The sequence below is a fragment of the Burkholderia sp. BCC0044 genome (assembly GCF_902832955.1).
Lineage (GTDB): Bacteria > Pseudomonadota > Gammaproteobacteria > Burkholderiales > Burkholderiaceae > Burkholderia.
In genome coordinates, this window is record NZ_CADFDO010000009.1 from 95149 (window position 1) to 114856 (window position 19708).

22 protein-coding genes and 1 riboswitch are annotated in these 19708 nt (G+C 68.7%); of the genes, 2 read left to right on the plus strand and 20 right to left on the minus strand.

What is annotated here, in order from left to right; genetic code table 11:
• Positions 1-105 precede the first annotated feature (105 nt).
• The 20 genes from hisH to HWX14_RS34730 form a co-directional block, all read right to left on the minus strand.
• Positions 106-747, minus strand: coding sequence for an imidazole glycerol phosphate synthase subunit HisH (hisH, locus tag HWX14_RS34635; RefSeq protein ID WP_175886584.1), 642 nt, complete (start codon positions 745-747; stop codon positions 106-108).
• Positions 744-1364 carry a YchE family NAAT transporter gene (locus HWX14_RS34640; protein ID WP_175886585.1) on the minus strand — a complete coding sequence of 207 codons (621 nt, stop codon included), beginning with the start codon at positions 1362-1364 and terminating at the stop codon, positions 744-746. The genes hisH and HWX14_RS34640 overlap by 4 nt, the downstream gene beginning before the upstream one ends.
• A gap of 61 nt (positions 1365-1425) precedes the next feature.
• Positions 1426-2013, minus strand: coding sequence for an imidazoleglycerol-phosphate dehydratase HisB (gene hisB / locus HWX14_RS34645; RefSeq protein ID WP_011546606.1), 588 nt, complete (start codon positions 2011-2013; stop codon positions 1426-1428).
• 64 nt (positions 2014-2077) lie between these two features.
• Positions 2078-3151 carry a histidinol-phosphate transaminase gene (hisC, locus tag HWX14_RS34650; RefSeq protein ID WP_175886586.1) on the minus strand — a complete coding sequence of 358 codons (1074 nt, stop codon included), beginning with the start codon at positions 3149-3151 and terminating at the stop codon, positions 2078-2080.
• A gap of 146 nt (positions 3152-3297) precedes the next feature.
• Positions 3298-4614 carry a histidinol dehydrogenase gene (gene hisD / locus HWX14_RS34655; RefSeq protein ID WP_175886587.1) on the minus strand — a complete coding sequence of 439 codons (1317 nt, stop codon included), beginning with the start codon at positions 4612-4614 and terminating at the stop codon, positions 3298-3300.
• A gap of 24 nt (positions 4615-4638) precedes the next feature.
• Positions 4639-5292 carry an ATP phosphoribosyltransferase gene (gene hisG / locus HWX14_RS34660; protein WP_012327780.1) on the minus strand — a complete coding sequence of 218 codons (654 nt, stop codon included), beginning with the start codon at positions 5290-5292 and terminating at the stop codon, positions 4639-4641.
• Positions 5289-6638, minus strand: a complete 1350-nt coding sequence (gene murA, locus HWX14_RS34665; RefSeq protein WP_175886588.1) for a UDP-N-acetylglucosamine 1-carboxyvinyltransferase — start codon at positions 6636-6638, stop codon at positions 5289-5291. The genes hisG and murA overlap by 4 nt, the downstream gene beginning before the upstream one ends.
• A 23-nt stretch (positions 6639-6661) precedes the next feature.
• Positions 6662-6901, minus strand: a complete 240-nt coding sequence (locus HWX14_RS34670; protein WP_006477131.1) for a BolA family protein — start codon at positions 6899-6901, stop codon at positions 6662-6664.
• A gap of 56 nt (positions 6902-6957) precedes the next feature.
• Entirely contained in the window at positions 6958-7779 is an 822-nt protein-coding gene (locus HWX14_RS34675) for an ABC transporter permease (RefSeq protein WP_244130404.1), read from the minus strand.
• Positions 7776-8702 carry an ABC transporter ATP-binding protein gene (locus HWX14_RS34680; protein WP_011694114.1) on the minus strand — a complete coding sequence of 309 codons (927 nt, stop codon included), beginning with the start codon at positions 8700-8702 and terminating at the stop codon, positions 7776-7778. The genes HWX14_RS34675 and HWX14_RS34680 overlap by 4 nt, the downstream gene beginning before the upstream one ends.
• A 192-nt stretch (positions 8703-8894) precedes the next feature.
• On the minus strand, positions 8895-9170 hold the full coding sequence (locus HWX14_RS34685; RefSeq protein WP_175886589.1) for an STAS domain-containing protein: 276 nt from the start codon (positions 9168-9170) through the stop codon (positions 8895-8897).
• Entirely contained in the window at positions 9167-9796 is a 630-nt protein-coding gene (locus HWX14_RS34690; protein ID WP_175886590.1) for an ABC transporter substrate-binding protein, read from the minus strand. The genes HWX14_RS34685 and HWX14_RS34690 overlap by 4 nt, the downstream gene beginning before the upstream one ends.
• Positions 9797-9907: 111 nt before the next feature.
• Entirely contained in the window at positions 9908-10879 is a 972-nt protein-coding gene (locus tag HWX14_RS34695) for a VacJ family lipoprotein (protein WP_175886620.1), read from the minus strand.
• 30 nt (positions 10880-10909) lie between these two features.
• Positions 10910-11470: an outer membrane lipid asymmetry maintenance protein MlaD gene (gene mlaD, locus HWX14_RS34700; protein ID WP_175886591.1), complete on the minus strand. Its 561-nt coding sequence runs from the start codon at positions 11468-11470 to the stop codon at positions 10910-10912.
• A 24-nt stretch (positions 11471-11494) separates the two neighbouring features.
• On the minus strand, positions 11495-12262 hold the full coding sequence (gene mlaE / locus HWX14_RS34705) for a lipid asymmetry maintenance ABC transporter permease subunit MlaE (protein ID WP_050013133.1): 768 nt from the start codon (positions 12260-12262) through the stop codon (positions 11495-11497).
• On the minus strand, positions 12259-13080 hold the full coding sequence (locus HWX14_RS34710) for an ABC transporter ATP-binding protein (RefSeq protein WP_006477138.1): 822 nt from the start codon (positions 13078-13080) through the stop codon (positions 12259-12261). The genes mlaE and HWX14_RS34710 overlap by 4 nt, the downstream gene beginning before the upstream one ends.
• 84 nt (positions 13081-13164) lie before the next feature.
• Positions 13165-14289: a thiamine phosphate synthase gene (gene thiE, locus HWX14_RS34715; protein ID WP_175886592.1), complete on the minus strand. Its 1125-nt coding sequence runs from the start codon at positions 14287-14289 to the stop codon at positions 13165-13167.
• Positions 14286-15101 (minus strand): thiazole synthase, encoded by an 816-nt coding sequence (locus HWX14_RS34720; protein WP_069619428.1) that lies wholly within the window; start codon positions 15099-15101, stop codon positions 14286-14288. The genes thiE and HWX14_RS34720 overlap by 4 nt, the downstream gene beginning before the upstream one ends.
• 38 nt (positions 15102-15139) lie before the next feature.
• Positions 15140-15337, minus strand: coding sequence for a sulfur carrier protein ThiS (thiS, locus tag HWX14_RS34725; RefSeq protein WP_174387944.1), 198 nt, complete (start codon positions 15335-15337; stop codon positions 15140-15142).
• A gap of 32 nt (positions 15338-15369) precedes the next feature.
• Positions 15370-16506: an FAD-dependent oxidoreductase gene (locus tag HWX14_RS34730; protein WP_175886593.1), complete on the minus strand. Its 1137-nt coding sequence runs from the start codon at positions 16504-16506 to the stop codon at positions 15370-15372.
• Between the two features lie 225 nt (positions 16507-16731).
• Positions 16732-16855: riboswitch (TPP riboswitch) on the minus strand.
• A 270-nt stretch (positions 16856-17125) separates the two neighbouring features.
• Here HWX14_RS34730 and HWX14_RS34735 point away from each other — a divergent pair.
• The gene (locus HWX14_RS34735) at positions 17126-18895 is read left to right on the plus strand and encodes an ABC transporter ATP-binding protein/permease (RefSeq protein ID WP_175886594.1); all 1770 of its coding nucleotides are present in this window, start codon (positions 17126-17128) and stop codon (positions 18893-18895) included.
• On the plus strand, positions 18892-19659 hold the full coding sequence (locus HWX14_RS34740) for an SDR family oxidoreductase (RefSeq protein ID WP_175886595.1): 768 nt from the start codon (positions 18892-18894) through the stop codon (positions 19657-19659). The genes HWX14_RS34735 and HWX14_RS34740 overlap by 4 nt, the downstream gene beginning before the upstream one ends.
• Positions 19660-19708 lie beyond the last annotated feature (49 nt).

The following is a 19708-nucleotide window of genomic DNA, read 5'->3' on the forward strand; positions in this document are numbered from 1 at the left end:
GCCGCGCCGTCTCGCTAGTTTAGTACAACTCTTTCGGTGCTTAAGCGCGCGCGCCATGCACGACAGGCCGTTCGGCCAGGTCGACTGTGGCTCGCGCGCCACGTTTTACGGCTTCCAGTGGACGAAGTTGCGATACAGACGCAATCCGACCTCCGCGCTTTTCTCCGGGTGGAATTGGGTCGCGAAGATGTTGTCCCGCGCGACCGCGGACGTAAACGGCGCGCCGTAGGCCGTTTCGCCGACCGTGTGCGCCGGGTTGTCCGGGCTCACGTAATAGCTGTGCACGAAGTAGAAATACGCGTCGTCGGGCACGCCATCCCACAGCGGGTGCGCCTGCGCCTGGCGCACGCGGTTCCAGCCCATCTGCGGCACCTTGAAGCGCGAGCCGTCGTCCTGCACCCGGCCGTCGAGCGCGAAGCGCACGACCTTGCCGGGCAACAGGCCCAGGCCCTTCGTGTCGCCTTCCGCGCTCCAGTCGAACAGCATCTGCTCGCCGACGCACACGCCGAGCAGCGGCTTCGTGCGCGACGCCTCGATCACGGCCTCCTGCAGGCCCGATTCGCCGAGGCAGCGCATGCAGTCGGGCATCGCGCCCTGGCCGGGCAGCACGACGCGGTCGGCCGCGCGAATCGCGGCCGGCGTGTCGACGATCGCCACGTCGGCGGCCGGCTCGGCCTTCTTGAGCGCCTGCGCGACCGAGCGCAGGTTGCCCATCCCATAATCCACAATCGCAATCGAAGTTTTCATCTCAGTGCAGGCAGTAGCGCCCTCAGTCCATCGACGATGAATTCCACCGCCAGCGCCGACAGCATCAGACCCATCAGCCGCGTGGCGATGTTGATGCCGGTGCGGCCGATCCAGTTCGCGATCGGCTCGGCGAGCCGCATCGCGACGAAACACAGCAAGGCCAGGACCGCGCCGATCGCGACCAGCCCGACCCGCTCATACCAGTGATGCGCGTTCGCCGCATAGATGATCACCGTGCTGATCGAGCCGGGGCCCGTGAGCAGCGGAATCGCCAGCGGCACGACCGCGATGTTGTCCTTCAGCTCGGCTTCGTGGCGCTCCTCCGGCGTCGATCGCGTGTTGCCGATCTGCGCGTTCAGCATGTTGATCGCCATCAGCAGCATGATGATCCCGCCGCCCACTTCGAGCGACCCGACCGAAATGCCGAAGAAGTTGATGATCTGCTGCCCGAGCAGCGCGGTCACCGTCATCACGCAGAACACCGACACCGATGCGATCCGGATCGTGCGCCGCCGCTCGTCGTCCGTCTGCTGCGCCGTCAGGCTCAGGAAGAACGGCACCGCGCCGACCGGATTGATCAGCGCGAGCAGCGAAATGAACGATTTGAGCAGATCCATCGCAAGCCGGCGCGCCGCGCCGAAGCCGTGAGGTTTCCTTGGCGTCCGTCCGTTCGGAAGTTCAGAGGCTGCCTTTGGTCGACGGAATCTGCCCCGCCGCCCGCTCGTCGAGCTCCACCGCCGCGCGCAGCGCGCGGCCGAAGGCCTTGAACACCGTCTCGAGCTGATGGTGCGCGTTGATCCCGCGCAGGTTGTCGATGTGCAGCGTGACGCCCGCGTGGTTCACGAACCCGCGGAAGAACTCGATCGACAGGTCGACGTCGAACGTGCCGATCCGCGCGCGCGTGAACGGCACGTGGAATTCGAGGCCCGGCCGGCCCGAGAAGTCGATCACGACGCGCGACAGCGCCTCGTCGAGCGGCACGTACGAATGGCCGTAGCGGCGGATGCCCTTGCGGTCGCCGATCGCCTTCGCGACGGCCTGACCGAGCGTGATGCCGACATCCTCGACCGTGTGGTGATCGTCGATATGCGTGTCGCCGTGCGCTTCGACCTCGAGATCGACCAGACCATGTCGCGCGATCTGGTCGAGCATATGGTCGAGAAACGGCACGCCGGTGGCCAGCTTCTGCCGGCCCGTACCGTCGAGATCGAGCTTCACACGGATCTGCGTTTCGCTGGTATTGCGAACGACTTCCGCCACACGCATGGCAATTCCTTGATTGAGTCTATGTAAATGGGGATTGATCGTCGCGCGCCGCCGCGCCCTGGGCTCAACCGGGCAGCGCGAGTTTCAAGGCGGCCAGCAGGCGGGCGTTTTCGTCGGGAGAACCGACGGTCAGCCGCACGCATTCGGCCAGTAATGGATGCATTTTACTCACGTTTTTGACCAGCACCCGCTCGGTGAGCAGCGCATCGAACACGGCAGCCGCGTCCGGCACGCGCACCAGCAGGAAATTGCCGGCGCTCGGGAACACCGTCGCGCCCGGCAGCGCGGCCACCGCCTGCGCGAGGCGCGTGCGTTCCGCGCGCAATTCGGCCGCCTGCGCGTCGAGCACGTCGAGGTGGTCGAGCAGGAAATCGGCGGTCGCCTGGGTCAGCACGTTGATGTTGTACGGCGGGCGCACCTTGTCGAATTCGTTCAGCCACGCGGGCGAGCCGACGAGGTAGCCGAGGCGGATGCCCGCGAGGCCGAGCTTCGACACCGTGCGCATCACGACGACGTTGTCGAACTCGGCGGCGCGCGGCAGCCACGAACGCTCGGCGAACGGCTGGTACGCCTCGTCGATCACGATCAGGCTGTGCCGCGCGGCCGCGACGATCCGTTCGACGTCGGCGTCGGCGTACAGCGTACCGGTCGGGTTGTTCGGATAGGCCAGATAGACGAGCGCGGGCCGGTGTTCGGCGATCGCCGCGAGCATCGCGTCGACGTCGAGCGTCAGGTCGGCCTTCAGCGGCACGCCGACGAATTCGAGCTGCGCGAGCTTCGCCGACAGCTCGTACATCACGAAGCCCGGCACCGGCGCGAGCACCTTCGCGCCCGGCTGCGCGCACGCGACCGACATCATGCTGATGATTTCGTCGGAACCGTTGCCGAGCAGCACGTCGCAGCCGGCCGGCACGCGCATCGCGTGGCGCAGCTTGTCGAGCAGCGCGGTCGGGCGCGGCGCCGGGTAGCGGTTCAGCGCGACCTGCGCGAGCCGCTCGCCGAGCGCTGCGGCGAGCGGCTCCGGCAGCGGATACGGGTTCTCCATCGCGTCGAGCTTCACGAACCCGCTTGCGTCGGGAACCGGATAGCTCGTCATCGCGAGCACGTCGCGGCGGATGATGTCTTGTGGCGTCGTCATGGTCTCAAGCCGGCGTGCGTCGCGCCGGCGTCAAATGGTCGGCAAGGCGGCGGCTGCCGCCCTGCGCTGGTCTCCTGCCCCGATCGGGGGGGCCCCGCCGGGGCCCGCGCGTCGGCGCCCGCCCCAGCCCCGCGCGAGACGCGCGGTCAGCCCTTCATCCGGAACTCGGCGCTCCTTGCGTGCGCCTGCAGCCCTTCGCCGTAGGCGAGCTCGGATGCGATCTCGCCGAGCGTCTGCGCGCCTTCCGCGCTGACCTCGATCAGGCTCGAGCGCTTGATGAAGTCGTACACGCCGAGCGGCGACGAGAAGCGCGCGGTGCGCGACGTCGGCAGCACGTGGTTCGGCCCCGCGCAGTAGTCGCCCAGGCTCTCGCTCGTGTAGCGGCCGAGGAAGATCGCGCCCGCGTGGCGGATCTGCTGGCCCCATTGCTGCGGCTCCAGCGCCGAGATTTCGAGGTGCTCCGGCGCGATGTCGTTCGCGATCCGGCACGCCTCGGCCATGTCGCGCACCTTGATCAGCGCGCCGCGGCCTTCGAGCGACGCGCGGATCACGTCCTGGCGCGGCATCGTCGGCAGCAGCTCGTCGATCGCCTTTTCGACGCGATCGAGGAACGCGCCGTCCGGGCACAGCAGGATCGACTGCGCGAGTTCGTCGTGCTCGGCCTGCGAGAACAGGTCCATCGCGACCCAGTTCGGATCGGTCGTGCCGTCGCACAGCACGAGGATTTCCGACGGCCCGGCGATCATGTCGATGCCGACCGTGCCGAACACGCGGCGCTTCGCCGACGCGACGTACGCGTTGCCGGGGCCGCAGATCTTGTCGACGGCCGGCACCGTGGCCGTGCCGTACGCGAGCGCGCCGACCGCCTGCGCGCCGCCGATCGTGAACACGCGATCGACGCCGCCCAGCAGCGCCGCGGCGAGCACGAGGTCGTTCTTCACGCCGTCCGGCGTCGGCACGACCATCACGATCTCGCCGACCCCCGCGACGCGCGCGGGAATCGCGTTCATCAGCACCGACGACGGATAGGCGGCCTTGCCGCCCGGCACGTACAGGCCGACGCGGTCGAGCGGCGTGACCTTCTGGCCGAGCACCGTCCCGTCGCTTTCCGTGTACTGCCAGCTATGCGTGCCGCACTCGATCTTCTGCTTCTCGTGGTACGCGCGCACCCGCGCCGCGGCTGCTTCCAGCGCCGCGCGCGCTTTTGGCGCGAGGCCGTCGAGCGCCGTCTGCAGCGCGTCCTGCGGCAGTTCGAGCGCGGCGACGCTGTTCGCGCTCAGCCGGTCGAAGCGGTTCGTGTACTCGAGCACCGCGGCGTCGCCGCGCGACTTCACGTCGGCGAGGATCTGCGCGACCGACTGCTCGATCGCTTCGTCTTCGCTCGCCTCGAACGCGAGCACGGCGCGCAGCGCGGCGCCGAAGCCGTCGTTCGTCGAATCGAGCTTGCGGATGGTGATGGACATGGGAGTTCCGTTACGGTGATGCGCTCAACCGCCATTCTGCGACGCGCGTTCGAACGCGTCGAGGATCGGCTTGAGCGCCGCGCGCTTCAGCTTCAGCGCGGCCTGGTTCACGACGAGGCGCGACGAGATCGCCATGATCTCCTCGACCTCGACCAGATTGTTCGCCTTCAGCGTGCCGCCCGAGCTGACGAGGTCGACGATCGCGTCGGCCAGCCCGACCAGCGGCGCCAGCTCCATCGAGCCGTACAGCTTGATCAGGTCGACGTGCACGCCCTTCGCGGCGAAGTGTTCGCGCGCCGTTTCGACGTATTTCGTCGCGACCCGCAGCCGCGCGCCCTGGCGCACGGCGCTCGCATAATCGAAACCGGCCGATACGGCCACCGACATCCGGCAGCGCGCAATGTTCAGATCGATCGGCTGGTACAGCCCCGAGCCGCCGTGCTCGACCAGCACGTCCTTGCCGGCCACGCCGAAGTCGGCCGCGCCGTATTCGACGTAGGTCGGCACGTCGCTCGCGCGCACGATGATCACGCGCAGGTCGGGGTTCGTCGTCGGCAGGATCAGCTTGCGCGACGTTTCCGGATCCTCCGTGACCTGCACGCCGGCCGCGGCCAGCAGCGGCAGGGTTTCCTCGAAAATCCGGCCCTTCGACAGGGCGAGGGTCAGCGGCGCGGTCATGCTTGGCTCCCGGAAAGGCGGCGCACGTTCGCGCCGACGGCGGTCAGTTTGGCTTCCATGCGGTCGTAGCCGCGGTCCAGGTGGTAGATGCGGTCGACGAGCGTTTCGCCGTCGGCGCGCAGCCCGGCGATCACGAGGCTCGCCGACGCACGCAGGTCGGTCGCCATCACGTTCGCGCCCGACAGCTTGTCGACGCCGGTCACGAGCGCCGTATTGCCGTCGATCGTGATGTTCGCGCCGAGCCGGTTCAGCTCCTGCACGTGCATGAAGCGGTTCTCGAAAATGGTCTCGACGACCTGCGCGGTGCCCGTCGCGACCGTATTGAGGGCCATGAACTGCGCCTGCATGTCGGTCGGGAACGCCGGGTATTCCGACGTGCGGATCGTCACCGCCGACGGGCGGCGGTCCATCTTCACGCGCAGCCAGCTGTCGCCTTCCTCGATCGACACGCCCGCTTCGCGCAGCTTGTCGATCACCGCGTCGAGGATGTGCGGGCGCACGCCCGTCAGCATCACGTCGCCGCCGGCCGCCGCGACCGCGCACAGGAACGTGCCGGCCTCGATACGGTCGGGGATCACCGCATGACGCGCGCCGTGCAGCCGCTCGACGCCCTGGATCACGAGGCGGTCGGTGCCGATGCCGTCGATTTTCGCGCCCATCGCGACCAGCAAGTGTGCGAGATCGCTCACTTCCGGTTCGCGCGCGGCGTTTTCGATCACCGTCTCGCCGTCGGCGAGCGTCGCGGCCATCAGCAGGTTTTCCGTCCCCGTCACCGTGATCATGTCGGTCACGATGCGCGCGCCCTTCAGGCGCTTCGCACGCGCTTCGATGAAGCCGTGCTCGATGCTGATCTCCGCGCCCATCGCCTGCAGGCCCTTGATGTGCTGGTCGACCGGCCGCGCGCCGATCGCGCAGCCGCCCGGCAGCGACACCTTCGCCTCGCCGAAGCGCGCGAGCAGCGGCCCGAGCACGAGGATCGACGCGCGCATCGTCTTCACGAGCTCGTACGGCGCGACGAGGTTGTCGACGCGCGACGCGTCGAGCTGCACGCGGCCGCCGTCGGTCTCGCTCTTCACGCCCATCTGGTTCAGCACCTTCAGCGTCGTGCGCACGTCCTTCAGGTTCGGCACGTTGTCGAGCTCGACCGGCTCGGCGCTGAGCAGCCCCGCGCACAGGATCGGCAGCGCGGCGTTCTTCGCGCCCGACACGACGATCTCGCCGGACAGCCGGCGGCCGCCTTCGATCACGAGCTTGTCCATCCCCTGTCCCTGCGATTCCCCGTTGGCGGCCGGGTGTGCCGTGGCGACGCTCTGGACGGCGTCGCGCTCGTTGACGGTGACTTGCACTCAGTGATTTCCGTTTATGCGGTTTATGCGTTCTGCCATTCGGCGGGCGTCAGCGTCTTCATGCTGAGCGCGTGAATTTCCTGCTTCATGCGATCGCCGAGCGCCGCATAGACGAGCTGGTGCCGCTGGATCGGCCGCTTGCCTTCGAAGGCCGCCGACACGATCGTCGCGAAGAAATGCTGGCCGTCGCCTTCGACTTCCAGATGCGTGCAGGCGAGACCGCCGGCGATGTATTGCTTGACCTGTTCGGGAGTCGGCAACATGGTGTAAGGCTCCTGTCGGCGCGCGCCGCCCAAGGGACAGCCGCGGCCTGTCGATATCAATGACGCAGTTTGTAGCCGGTCGCGAGCAGCCGCATCGCGATCAGCGCGAGCAGCACGAAGAAACCGGTGACGATCGCGAGGCTCGCGAACGGGTTGATGTCGGACGCGCCGAAGAACCCGAAACGGAAGCCGTCGATCATGTAGAAAAACGGGTTGAGACGCGACACTTCACGCCACACGGGCGGCAGCGAGTGCGTCGAATAGAACACGCCGGACAGGAACGTCAACGGCATGATCAGGAAGTTCTGGAACGCGGCGAGCTGGTCGAACTTCTCGGCCCAGATCCCGGCGATCAGGCCGAGCGTGCCGAGGATCGCCGAGCCGAGCAGCGCGAACGCCATGATGAACAACGGCGCCGCGAAGTGCATCGGGATAAACCAGATCGTCACGACGAACACGCCGGTGCCGACCGCGAGCCCGCGCACCACGGACGCGAGCACGTACGCGCCGAAGATGTCGCGGGACGACAGCGGCGGCAGCAGCATGAACACGAGGTTGCCGGTGATCTTCGACTGGATCAGCGACGACGAGCTGTTCGCGAACGCGTTCTGCAGCACGCTCATCATCACGAGGCCCGGCACGAGAAAGCTCACGTACTCGACGCCCGGATACACCTCGACCCGGCCCGACAGTGCATGGCCGAAGATCGTCAGGTACAGCAGCGCCGTGACGATCGGCGCGAGCACCGTCTGGAACGACACCTTCCAGAAACGCAGCAGTTCCTTGTAGAACAGCGTTCGAAACCCGCTTCCCGGCACGCGCCGGGCCGCTCCCTCGAGCGGCAGCGAACGCAGTTCGCGTGGGGAGTGTTGATTCATGCCAGACCCTCGATCACCTCGGCCCCGTTCATCACCTGGACGAACACATCCTCGAGGTCGGCCTTGCGGACCTCGATCTCGTCGAACGTGCAGCCGGCCGCGCGGCATTGCGCGAGGATGCGTTCGACTTCGTCATAGCTCGCGAGGCGCAGCAGGTGCTCGCCCGGCGCGCGCGCGGCCGGGTCGGTCTCCAGCCCGCGCAGCTCGGCCGGCAGCGCGCCGGTCGCGAGCCGCAGGTACAGCTGCAGGCCCGCGAAGCGGCGCAGCAGCGCGTCGGTGCGGTCGAGCGCGACGACTTCGCCCCGGCGCAGCATCGCGATGCGGTCGCACAGCGACTCGGCTTCCTCGAGGTAATGGGTGGTCAGCACGATCGTGTGACCCTCGCGGTTCAGGCGCGAGATGAATTTCCACAGCGTCTGGCGCAATTCGACGTCGACGCCGGCGGTCGGCTCGTCGAGCACGATCACGGGCGGCCGGTGCACGAGCGCCTGCGCGACGAGCACGCGGCGCTTCATCCCGCCCGACAGCGCACGCATGTTCGCGTCGGCTTTTTCGGTCAAGTCGAGATTGGCCATCACTTCGTCGATCCAGTCGTCGTTGCGGCGCAGCCCGAAATAGCCGGACTGGATCCGCAGCGTCTCGCGGACGGTGAAGAACGGGTCGAAAACGAGTTCCTGCGGCACGACGCCGAGTGCGCGGCGCGCGTTGCGGAAGTCCTGGACGACGTCGTGACCGCGCACCGAGATACTGCCTTCGTCGGCCCGGGCGAGCCCGGCGAGGATACTGATGAGCGTGGTCTTGCCTGCGCCGTTGGGGCCGAGCAGACCGAAAAACTCGCCTTCCTCGACCGACAGGCTGACGCCCTTGAGCGCCTGAAGCGACTTGTAGCGCTTCTTGACGTGACGGATTTCTATGGCTGACATGACTGTGCGCGACGCCAGGGCCGCGACGCCTATTCTGTGCTTGCTGCGAAAGAAAATGGGGGCCGGACGCCGATTGGCTGCCCCGCAAAACGCTTGATTATAGGGCAAACCGGCTGGGGGAGCCGGCGCAGAAGGCGCGCGGCATGAAGCGTGCGCGCGCCGGCTGGCGCGGCAGGCTTCGGTCGGACAGGGTCAATGTCGCCCGGTGCCTTCGATGAGCGCGTCGACGCCGTAGGCGCGCGCGAGGCTGGAGAGCTTCGGCGGGAGATTGAGGATGTCGAGGGCTGCGCCGCGCGCGTTGGCGGCACGTTGCCATGCGAGCAGCACGGCGAGCGCGGACGAGTCGAACTGCGTCAGCGCCGCGCAATCGACGGCGGTCGCGCCCGCGCCGATGCGCGCAAGACCGTCCGCGAGCGCGGACTTCGCGCTCGCGACGGTCAGCGAGGAGCTGGCTTCGAAGCCGCTCACGACGCTTGCTTGCCGGCGGCAAGTTGCTGGTTGCGCTGCGTGAGGAACTGGATCAGCCCATCGACGCCGCTTTGCTGGATCTTCTCGTTGAACTGCTGCTGGTACGTCTGGATCAGCCACGCGCCGAGCACGTTCAGGTCATACACCTTCCAGCCGTTCGCCGTCTTGTACAGGCGGTAATCGATCTGGACCGGCTGGCCGTTGTTCAACGCGACCGTCTTGACCACGACGTCGGTATCGGCCGGATCGGCACGGAACGGCGGGTACTGGATCTGCTGGTCCGGCTTCAGCTGCGCGAGCGCGCCCGAATACGTGCGGATCAGCAGCAGCTTGAACTGCTCCTGAACCTGCTGTTGCTGCTCGGGCGTCGCGGTGCGCCAGTTGCGGCCCATCGCGAGCTGCGTGGTGCGGCGGAAATCGGTGTACGGCAGGATGTCCTTGTTGACGATCGTGATGATGCGGTTGGTGTCGCCCTGCTTGATCGTCTGCTGCTTGACTTCGTCGAGCACCTGCTGCGTCGCCGTCTTGATCAGCGCCTGCGGGTTCGACTGGTCGACTTGCGCGTGAGCTGCGCTGCCGAACGAGAACAGCGCCGCGAAAACGGGGATCAGGAACAGTTTTTTCATCATAGTAGCCTGCATGAATGAGTCGATGCGAAGGTTGGAGCAGGTAGCTTACGCGCAAGTTCGCGTACGCTACCGACTGAATCGTTTCCGGCTGTAACGAATGTAAGTCCGTCAGTGCAGCCGGATGCTCGGGAACCGGAACCCACCCGGCGACGGCGGCGCCACCTGCATCGCCGGCACGTTCGTCTCGCTGGCCGGGTTCGGCGATTCGGCCGCGCCCGAGGCCGGCGCAGCCACCGCCGCGCCCGATGCGGGCGCCGGCGCCGCGCCGCCCACCGCTGCCGCGCCCGCCGCGCCTGCCGCACCCGCCGCGCCGGCTGCCGCCGGTGCCGCGCCGTCTTCCGGCAGGTCGTACTTCGGCAGCGCGTCGTTGCTCGACGTCGCGGCGGCCTCGCCGCGCGCGTTGCTGATCAGCATCTGGCGACGCTGCAGGTACGCGTTGCGCACGAACGAATACTTGTCGAGCGCCGCGGCATCCAGCACGTCGCCCGCGCCGAGCAGGTTCGCGCGCGTGTTGACGAGGTTCACGCCGAACAGGCCCCAGCTCAGGCCGTCCGGCTTCACGTAGGTGAGCGGGTTGCCGACGTAGTCGACGCCGAGGCCGGCCGTGTCGCGCAGCGTGCTCGGGCCGAGCAGCGGCAGCACGAGGTACGGGCCCGACGGCATCCCGTAGCGGCCCATCGTGATCCCGAAGTCGGCCGTGTGCTTCGGCAGCTTCGCGATCGTCGCGACGTCGAACAGGCCGCCGACGCCGAACACCGTGTTGATCACGACGCGCATGATGTCGCCGACGCCGTCCGCGATCCGCAGCTGCACGATGTTGTTCGCCGCGATGTAGACGTCGCCGATGTTCGAGAAGAAGTTCGTCACGCTGTCGCGCACCGGCTGCGGCACCACGTACTGGTAGCCCTTCGCGACCGGCTTCAGCGCGTACGTGTCGACCGTGTCGTTGAACTTGTACATCGTCCGGTTGAAGCCTTCGAGCGGATCGCCCTTGGTCGGCGTCTGCACGGTCGCGCAGCCGCTCAACGCGGCGACTGCCGCCATCGCCAGCGCGGCGTGCCTGATGCGGATCGTGTGCATGGTCATTCCCTCTTGTTTTCTCTCGTGTGGTTATTGGCCGGCGGAACCGGACACCGCCGACGCCGGCACCGCCACCGGCGCGGGCGCGGCGGGTGCCGCCGATGCGCCGGATGCCGGCTTCGCACCGCCCGCATCGGCGGCCTTGCTGTACAGGAACTGGCCGATCAGGTTCTCGAGCACGATTGCCGACTGCGTCATCGTGATCGTATCGCCCGCCTTCAGCATTTCGGTGTCGCCGCCCGGCTCGAGGCCGATGTATTGCTCGCCGAGCAGGCCCGACGTGAGGATCTTCGCCGACGAATCCTTCGGGAACGGGTACTGGCCGTCGACGTCGATCGTGACGAGCGCCTGGTACGTGTTCGTGTCGAAGCCGATCGACTTCACGCGGCCGACCACGACGCCCGCGCTCTTCACGGCCGCACGCGGCTTCAGCCCGCCGATGTTGTCGAATTTCATTCTCACCGAGTAGGTCGGCTGAAACGACAGCGAGCTCATGTTGCCGACCTTCAGCGCCAGGAACAGCACCGCAAGGAAGCCCACCACCACGAACAGGCCGACCCAGAAGTCGAGAGCAGTCTTTTTCATCGTCATCCCAAAATTTGGCTTGGCTGAGGCTTAGCTGAACATCAGCGCGGTCAGCAGGAAATCGAGGCCGAGTACGGCGAGCGACGCGAACACGACCGTCTTGGTGGTCGCGCGCGACACGCCTTCGGGCGTGGGCTTCGCTTCATACCCTTGAAACAGTGCAATGAAGGTCACGGCGAACCCGAACACGATGCTCTTGATCACGCCGTTGCCGACGTCGGCCCAGACCTGGACCCCGCCCTGCATCTGCGACCAGAACGCGCCCGGATCGACGCCGATCAGCACGACGCCGACGAAGTAGCCGCCGAGCACGCCGACCGCATTGAAGATCGCGGCCAGCAGCGGCATCGCGATGATGCCCGCCCACATGCGCGGCGCGATCACGTTCTTGATCGGGTCGACCGCCATCATCTCGAGCGCGGTGAGCTGCTCGCCGGCCTTCATCAGGCCGATCTCGGCCGTCAGCGACGTGCCCGCGCGGCCCGCGAACAGCAGCGCGGTGACGACCGGCCCGAGCTCGCGCACGAGCGACAGCGCGACCAGCAGGCCGAGCGCCTGCTCGGAGCCGTAGCGGTTCAGCGTGTAATACCCCTGCAGGCCGAGCACGAAGCCGACGAACAGCCCCGACACGGCGATGATCACGAACGAATAGTTGCCGAGGAAGTGGATCTGCTTCGTGACCAGCCGCGGCCGGCGCAGCAGCGGGAAGAATTCCAGCACGAGGCGCACGAACAGGCGCGTGCCGTAGCCCGCCCGCTCGAGGCCGCCGATGACGTAACGTCCGATCGCGCTGATCATGCGCGCCCTCCGCCGAGCCCGAAATCCGCTGCGAGCGGCGGGCTCGTGTAATGAAATTTGAACGGGCCGTCCGGCGCGCCGTCGATGAATTGCCGCACGCTCGGATCGGTCGACGCGCGCAGCTCGTCGGGCGTGCCCTGCGCGAGCACGCCGCCATTGGCCAGAAAATACACGTAGTCGGCGATCGCGAACGATTCCGGCACGTCGTGCGTGACGAGGATCGACGTCGCGCCGAGCGCCTGGTTCAGCGTGCGGATCAGGTTCGCGGTGATGCCGAGCGAGATTGGATCGAGGCCCGCGAACGGCTCGTCGTACATGATCAGCTGCGGATCGAGCGCGATCGCGCGCGCCAGCGCGATGCGGCGCGCCATCCCGCCCGACACCTCGGACGGCATCAGGTCGCGCGCGCCGCGCAGCCCGACCGCGTTCAGCTTCATCAGCACGAGGTCGCGGATCAGGTCTTCGGGCAGGTCGGTATGCTCGCGCAGCGCGAACGCGACGTTCTCGAACACCGACATGTCGGTGAACAACGCGCCGAACTGGAACAGCATGCCCATCTTGCGGCGCAGCGCATACAGGCCGTCGCGCGTTTGCGCGCCGACATCGGCGCCGTCGAACAGCACCTGGCCGCGGCGTGCACGCACGAGGCCGCCGATCAGGCGCAGCACGGTGGTCTTGCCGCAACCCGAGCCGCCCATGACCGCGACGACCTGCCCGCGCCCGAAGCGCAGGTTCAGGTTGGACAGGACGAGGCGGTCGCCGTAGCCAAAGTCGACGTCGCGAAGTTCCAGCAGGGTCTCGGTAGGAGTGGGGCTCACGGAGCTGACAGTCCTTTTACGCAGAACGCCGAATTATAGGGCCTGCATTGGAATGATGTCGTGACGCCGTTGCGGGCCCTGCGGTCAATGATTGTCAAATTGTCCGGCAAAGCACTGCTGCAGCGCAACAAGTGCCGTCCGATAGTCGTCCGCGCCCGTGACCGCGCTGACCACCGCGACGCTGCCGACGCCCGTCGCCAGCACGGCCGGCAGCGTGTCGAGCCCCACCCCGCCGATCGCGACGAGCGGCGCGCTCGCGCGGGCGAAGCGCGCGTAGCGGGCAATCCGCGCGAGGCCCTGCGGCGGCGCGGCGACGGCCTTGGTGGCGGTCGCGTACACGGGGCCGAGCGCGAGGTAGCTCGGCCGTTCGTGCAGCGCCCGCAACATCTCGTAATAACCGTGGCTCGAAAGTCCGAGCCGCAGGCCCGCACGCGCGATCGCGGCCAGATCGGCCGTTTCGAGATCCTCCTGGCCGAGATGTACGCCGTACGCACCCTCTTCTGCGGCGATCTGCCAGTGATCGTTGATGAACACGCGCGCATCGGGATAGCGGCGCCCGGCCGCGACCGCGCGCGCGATTTCCCGGCGCAGCGCGTCCGGCGCCGCATCCTTCACGCGTAATTGGACGGTTCGCGCGCCGCCGTCGAGCACGCGCTCGACCCAGTCGGCGCTCGGCACGACCGGATAGAGGCCGAGCCGCGCGGGGCACGACGCGAACGCGGGCTCCGGCGCAGGCGGCAGCCCGGCGATATGCGGGAACCGCGCGGCATCGACCGGCCATGCGTCGGCTGCGCGCGTCTCGTCGCCGTCGCGCCACGCCAGCGCGAGCACCAGCGCGTCGACCGGCGCGAAGCCGCAATCGAGGAACGCGGCGAGCGCCGCGATCCAGTCGTCCGCGAGCGGATGCGCGGCGTCGAGCGCGTAGCGCACGCCGGCCGCGTGGAGCACCGCGCCCTGCTCGTCGAATTCGATCGCCGCCGCGTCCGGCGACGCAGGCCGCGACACGGCGGACGCCCGCGCCTGCGCGGCGCGATCGCCGGCCGACACGATCAGCACGTCGCCGTCGGCGGGCGCGTCGGGCGTCGCCACGCAGAGCCGCCACGGCGCCGCGCCGGCCGGCCAGTCGCCGAGCCGCGCGCGAATCCGCTCGGCCGCTTCGGCCAGTTCGTCGGCCGGCGGCCAGAACGCATCGGCGAAGCGCGCGCTCATGCGCCGCCCCCGTCCTGGTGCCAGAACGGCATCCCGACGACCGGCGTACTCGCGTGCGCGGTTTCGCGCGCATCCATCGGGCCGGCGAGATACGCGGCGCGACCGGCCTCGACGCCCTGCGCGAACGCGCGCGCCATGATTTCCGGGTGCGTGGCCTGCGACACGGCCGTATTCAGCAGCACGCCGTCGAAGCCCCATTCCATCACCTGGCACGCGTGCGACGGCACGCCGAGCCCCGCGTCGACGATCAGCGGCACGTCCGGCAGCCGCTCGCGCAGCACGCGCAGCCCGTACGGGTTCACGACGCCCTTGCCGGTACCGATCGGCGCGCCCCACGGCATCAGCGCCTCGCAGCCGACGTCGAGCAGGCGCCGGCCGATCACGAGATCCTCGGTGCAGTACGGCAGTACCTTGAAGCCGTCCTTGACCAGTTGCGCGGCGGCCTCGATCAGCCCGACCGGGTCGGGCTGCAGCGTGTAGTCGTCGCCGATCAGTTCGAGCTTGATCCAGTCGGTGTCGAACACCTCGCGCGCCATGTGCGCGGTCGTCACCGCTTCGGCGACGGTCTGGCAGCCGGCCGTGTTCGGCAGCAGCGGCACCGCATGGCGCTTGAGCAGGTCGAAGAAGCCGGCTTCGGCGGTGCCGCCCGTCATCTGGCGGCGCAGCGCGACCGTCACCATCCCGGGACGCGACGCGGCGATCGAATCGGACAGCGACTGCAGCGACGGATAGCGCGACGTGCCGAGCAGCACGCGGCTTGCGAAAGTTACGCCGTACAGCGTCAGCGCATCGGCGGAGGGGTGGGACGTCATGTCGTTTTCCTGGAAGAGCGGGGACGGACCGGCGGCGCTCAGCCGCCCGCGACGGGGTGCACGACGTCGAGCGTGTCGCCCGCCGCGAGCGCGCGCGCCGCATGCTGCGTGCGCGCGACGAAATTGCCGTTCAGCGCCACCGCGTACGGCGGCCGCGCGCCGTACGCGGCAAGCGCGTCGGCCACCGTCGCGCCATCGGGCAACGTCAGGGTCTGTTGATTGATCTGGATATCCATGAGGCTCGGTCGGATTCGGTCGGCGGCGCGCGTCAGGCCGGCTGGCGCGCGTCGTTGCGGTGATGAAGCAGCGTCGGCCAGCGGGCGGCGTCGCGCCACGCGGCGAACGCGTCGGCATCGCCGAACGCGCCGTCGAGCGCGGCCTGCGCGAACGCGACGGCCGCGTGCGCGACTTCCGGCGCGATCATGAAGCCGTGCCGGTACAGGCCGTTGACGGCGAGCGTCGACGCGCCGTCCCAGATCACCGCCGGGCGATGATCGGGCAGCGTCGGCCGGCACTGCGCGTTGAGTTCGAGGATGCGCGCCTCGCCGAACGCCGGATGCACGGAGAACGCCGCGCTCAGCAGTTCGAGCGCGGAGCGCACGCTGACGGGCGACATGTCCTCGCCCTCCACCTCGGTCGCGCCGATCACATAGCGATCGTCCTGCTTCGGTGCGATGTACAGCGGGTAGCGCGGATGCAGCAGCCGCACGGGCCGGGTGAGCCCGATGCCGGGCGCGTGCACGCGCGCGACTTCGCCGCGGATGCCGCGCAGCGCGGGCAGCGCGCGTTTCGCGCCGAGCCCGCGGCAATCGATCGTGAAATGCGCGGCCGGCAGGTTCGCGTCGTCGACCGACGCGTGCCAGTGCAGCGCGACGCCGCGCTCGGCGAGGCCCGCCGCGAGCGCGCGCAGCGCCTGGCGATTGTCGAGCTGGCCTTCGCGCGGCAGCATCAGCCCGCGCGCGAAGCGGCCCGCGAGCGCCGGTTCGGCCGCATCGACCTGCGCGCCGGCGAGCGTCACGAAGCCGCCGTCGAACAGCTCGGCCGGCGCGTTCGCGCGCACGCGCCGCTCGAACAGCGGCGCTTCCGCGCGGTCGGCGTGATGCCAGACGACGAGCGTGCCGTGCTGCTGGAAAAAGACGGGTTCGGGGAGTTCCGCGAGCCACTGCGGCCAGCGCGCGAGCGACGCGGCGCCGAGCTCGGTGATCAGCAGTTCCGCGCTCGCCGCTTCCGCGAGCGGCGCGAGCATCGCGGCCGCGATCCACGCGGCCGACTGTTCGCCGTCCGGGCCGCCGCGCTCGTACAGCGCGACGCGATGCCCGTCGCCGGCGAGGCGCCACGCGATCAGACGGCCGACGAGGCCGCCGCCGAGCACCGCGAAATCGGGCCGTGCATCCCGGACGTTCATCGCGCGCCCTCCGCGCGGTCACGCGCGACGAACGCCGGCGTGCACGCGCCGCCGCCTGCGAATGCATGCGACATCGGGGCGGGGACCCTGCAAAAGACTGAAGATTGTGCGGCCATCATTCCTTCCGTAACGCGCAATGCGCGTACCCAAAAGGACGAAACCGGCAGCAAAGGCCGGCCGGGCGGGACTCGGGCGCTGACCATGGGGGATGGCGGCCAGCGCGGCCCGGCGGGATCAGAAACTTCCCTCGCCGGTATTACCCGGATCGGGTGCGAAGGGTCTTTCTCAGCCTCGCCGCGCTGCCCGGAACATCTGCCGGCCGCGCCACGAAGCACCCCTGTTTCGTCGTCGGCCATTAGACCATAAAAGCGGAAAGCGCCGCAAACTGTCCCCCTTGCGGCAAATTCGCCGGCGTGTCGCGCCGCTCTGGCACAATGCCCGCAGGCCGGCCGCGCGAGCGGCCGGCTGCCGCGTCACCGCCGGTCTTTAAGTGCCGTTTAAGACGCACGGGCGACCATCCGGACGCCCGCCGTCGGTCGGCACCGCGCCCCGGCATGCCATATCGCGGCGCGCGTCCGGTTTCGCCCGGCCCGCGCGCCGGCTCATCATCAGGAAGCACATGACCCAATCGATCGATTCCGTCCGCTCCGTCTCCGACGCGCCGCAGGACGAGCGCCCGGTATCCGCATGGAGCCTCATCAAGCCCTACTGGGTATCGTCCGAATGGAAAATCGCGTGGGGCCTGCTGGTCACGATCATCGCGATCAACCTCTGCGTGGTCTGGATCAACGTGAAGCTGAACAAGTGGAACGCGCAGTTCTACAACGCGCTGCAGTCGAAGGACGTCCACGACTTCCCGAACCTGCTGATGCAGTTCTCCGCGCTCGCGTTCGCGTTCATCATCCTCGCCGTGTACGGCCGCTACCTGCGGCAGATGCTCGGCTTCCGCTGGCGCCAGTGGCTCACCGACCGCTTCCTCGGCCAGTGGCTCGGTGATCGCGCGTTCTACCGGATCGAGCGTGACCGCCTCGCGGACAACCCCGACCAGCGGATCACCGACGACCTCCAGTCGTTCGCGACCACGACGCTCGCGCTGTCGCTCGACCTGCTGTCGACGGTCGTCACGCTCGTGTCGTTCATCACGATCCTGTGGTCGCTCGCCGGCGCGCTGACGTTCACGCTCGGCGCGACGCCGATCGCGATTCCCGGCTACATGGTGTGGGCGGCCGCGCTGTACGCGGTGGTCGGCTCGCTGATCATCCAGAAGGTCGGCCATCCGCTCGTGTCGATCAACTACCAGCAGCAGCGCGTCGAGGCCGATTTCCGCTTCGGGCTGATCCGCGTGCGCGAGAACGCCGAGCAGATCGCGTTCTACGACGGCGAGAAGACCGAGACCGGCAACGCGCAGACCCTCTTCATGCGCATCCGCGACAACTGGTGGCGCGTGATGAAGTACACGAAGCGGCTCACGTTCGTGCTGAGCTTCTACGGGCAGATCGCGATCATCTTCCCGCTCGTCGTCGCGGCGCCGCGCTACTTCGCCGGCGCGTTCTCGTTCGGCGTGCTGATGCAGATCTCGTCCGCGTTCGGCACCGTCAGCGATTCGTTCTCGTGGTTCATCAACAGCTACTCGACCCTCGTCGAATGGCGCGCCACCGTCAACCGTCTGCGCGAATTCCAGCGCGTGATGGGCACGTCGCACCTGAAGGAAAGCCTGTCGCCCGCGACCGAGCACGGCGGCATCAACCTGCATTACGTCGATGCCGCGAAGCTGTCGACGTCGGCGCTGAAGCTCGCGCTGCCGAACGGCAACGCGCTCGCGAACATCGGCAACGTGACGATCGAACCCGGCTCGCGCTGGCTCGTGATCGGCAAGTCGGGTTCCGGCAAGAGCACGTTCATGCGTGCGCTCGCGGGCCTGTGGCCGTTCGGCGACGGCGCGATCGACGCACCGGTCGGCGCGCGGATGATGTTCGTGCCGCAAACCAGCTATTTGCCGATCGGCACGCTGAAGGCCGCGCTCACCTATCCGGCGACGCCCGACACGTTCAGCGACGAAGCATGCCGCGATGCGCTGCGCGCGTGCCGCCTCGAGGATTACGTCGAGCGCCTCGACGAAACCGCGCACTGGACCCGCGTGCTGTCGCCGGGCGAGCAGCAGCGCCTGGCCGGCGCGCGCGTGCTGCTGCACAAGCCCGACTTCCTGTTCCTCGACGAAGCGACCAGCGCGCTCGATGCCGACAACGAAGCGCGCCTCTATCACCTGTTCGCCGAGCGGCTGCCGAAGGCGGCGATCGTCAGCATCGCGCACCGCGAGTCGCTGGCCGCGTTCCACGTCGGCACGATCAACGTCGAGCGCGTGAACGACGACGACAAGGTCGCCGCGTGAATCCACGCGCCGCGCGGATCGCGCTGATCACCGGCGCAGGGTCGGGGATCGGCGCGGCGCTCGCGCGGCGGCTCGCGGCGCCCGGCGTCGCACTGGCGCTGCATGCGCGCGGCGCCGACGAGGCGGCGCGGGCGCGGCTCGCCGACGTCGCACACGCGTGCGCGGCGGCCGGCGCGGAATGCATCACGCTGACCGGCGATCTCGGCGAGCCGGGTATGGCCGCCGCGCTCGTCGACACAACCGCTGCGCGCTTCGGCGGGCTCGACCAGCTCGTCGCGAACGCCGGCTTCGCCGCGCGGCAATCCTTTTCCGATCTCTGCGCGGATGCGCTCGCATCCGCGTTCGCGGCGATGCCCGGCGCGTTCTCCGCGCTCGCGGGCCGCGCGCGGCCGCTGCTCGAAGCGTCGGCCGCGCCGCGGATCGTCGCGGTCAGTTCGTTCGTCGCGCATCGCTACCGCGCCGATGCGCCGTTCGCGGCGACCGCCGCCGCGAAGGCCGCACTCGAATCGCTGGTGCGTAGCGCGGCCGCCGAATTCGCCGCCCACGGTATCACCGTCAACGCGGTCGCGCCGGGCTTCACGCGCAAGGATCACGGGCCGAGCGCCGGCAACGCCGCCGCGTGGGCGCAGGCCGAACAGGCGACGCCGCTCGGCCGGATCGCCGAACCCGACGACGTCGCCGCGCTGATCGCGTTCCTGCTGTCGGACGCGGCGCGGCAGATCACCGGCCAGGTCATCCACGTCGACGGCGGCCTGACGCTCTGACGCGTCTTTCCGTCTGCCTGCCTTCCTGGAAGACCCTGCGTCCGCCTTT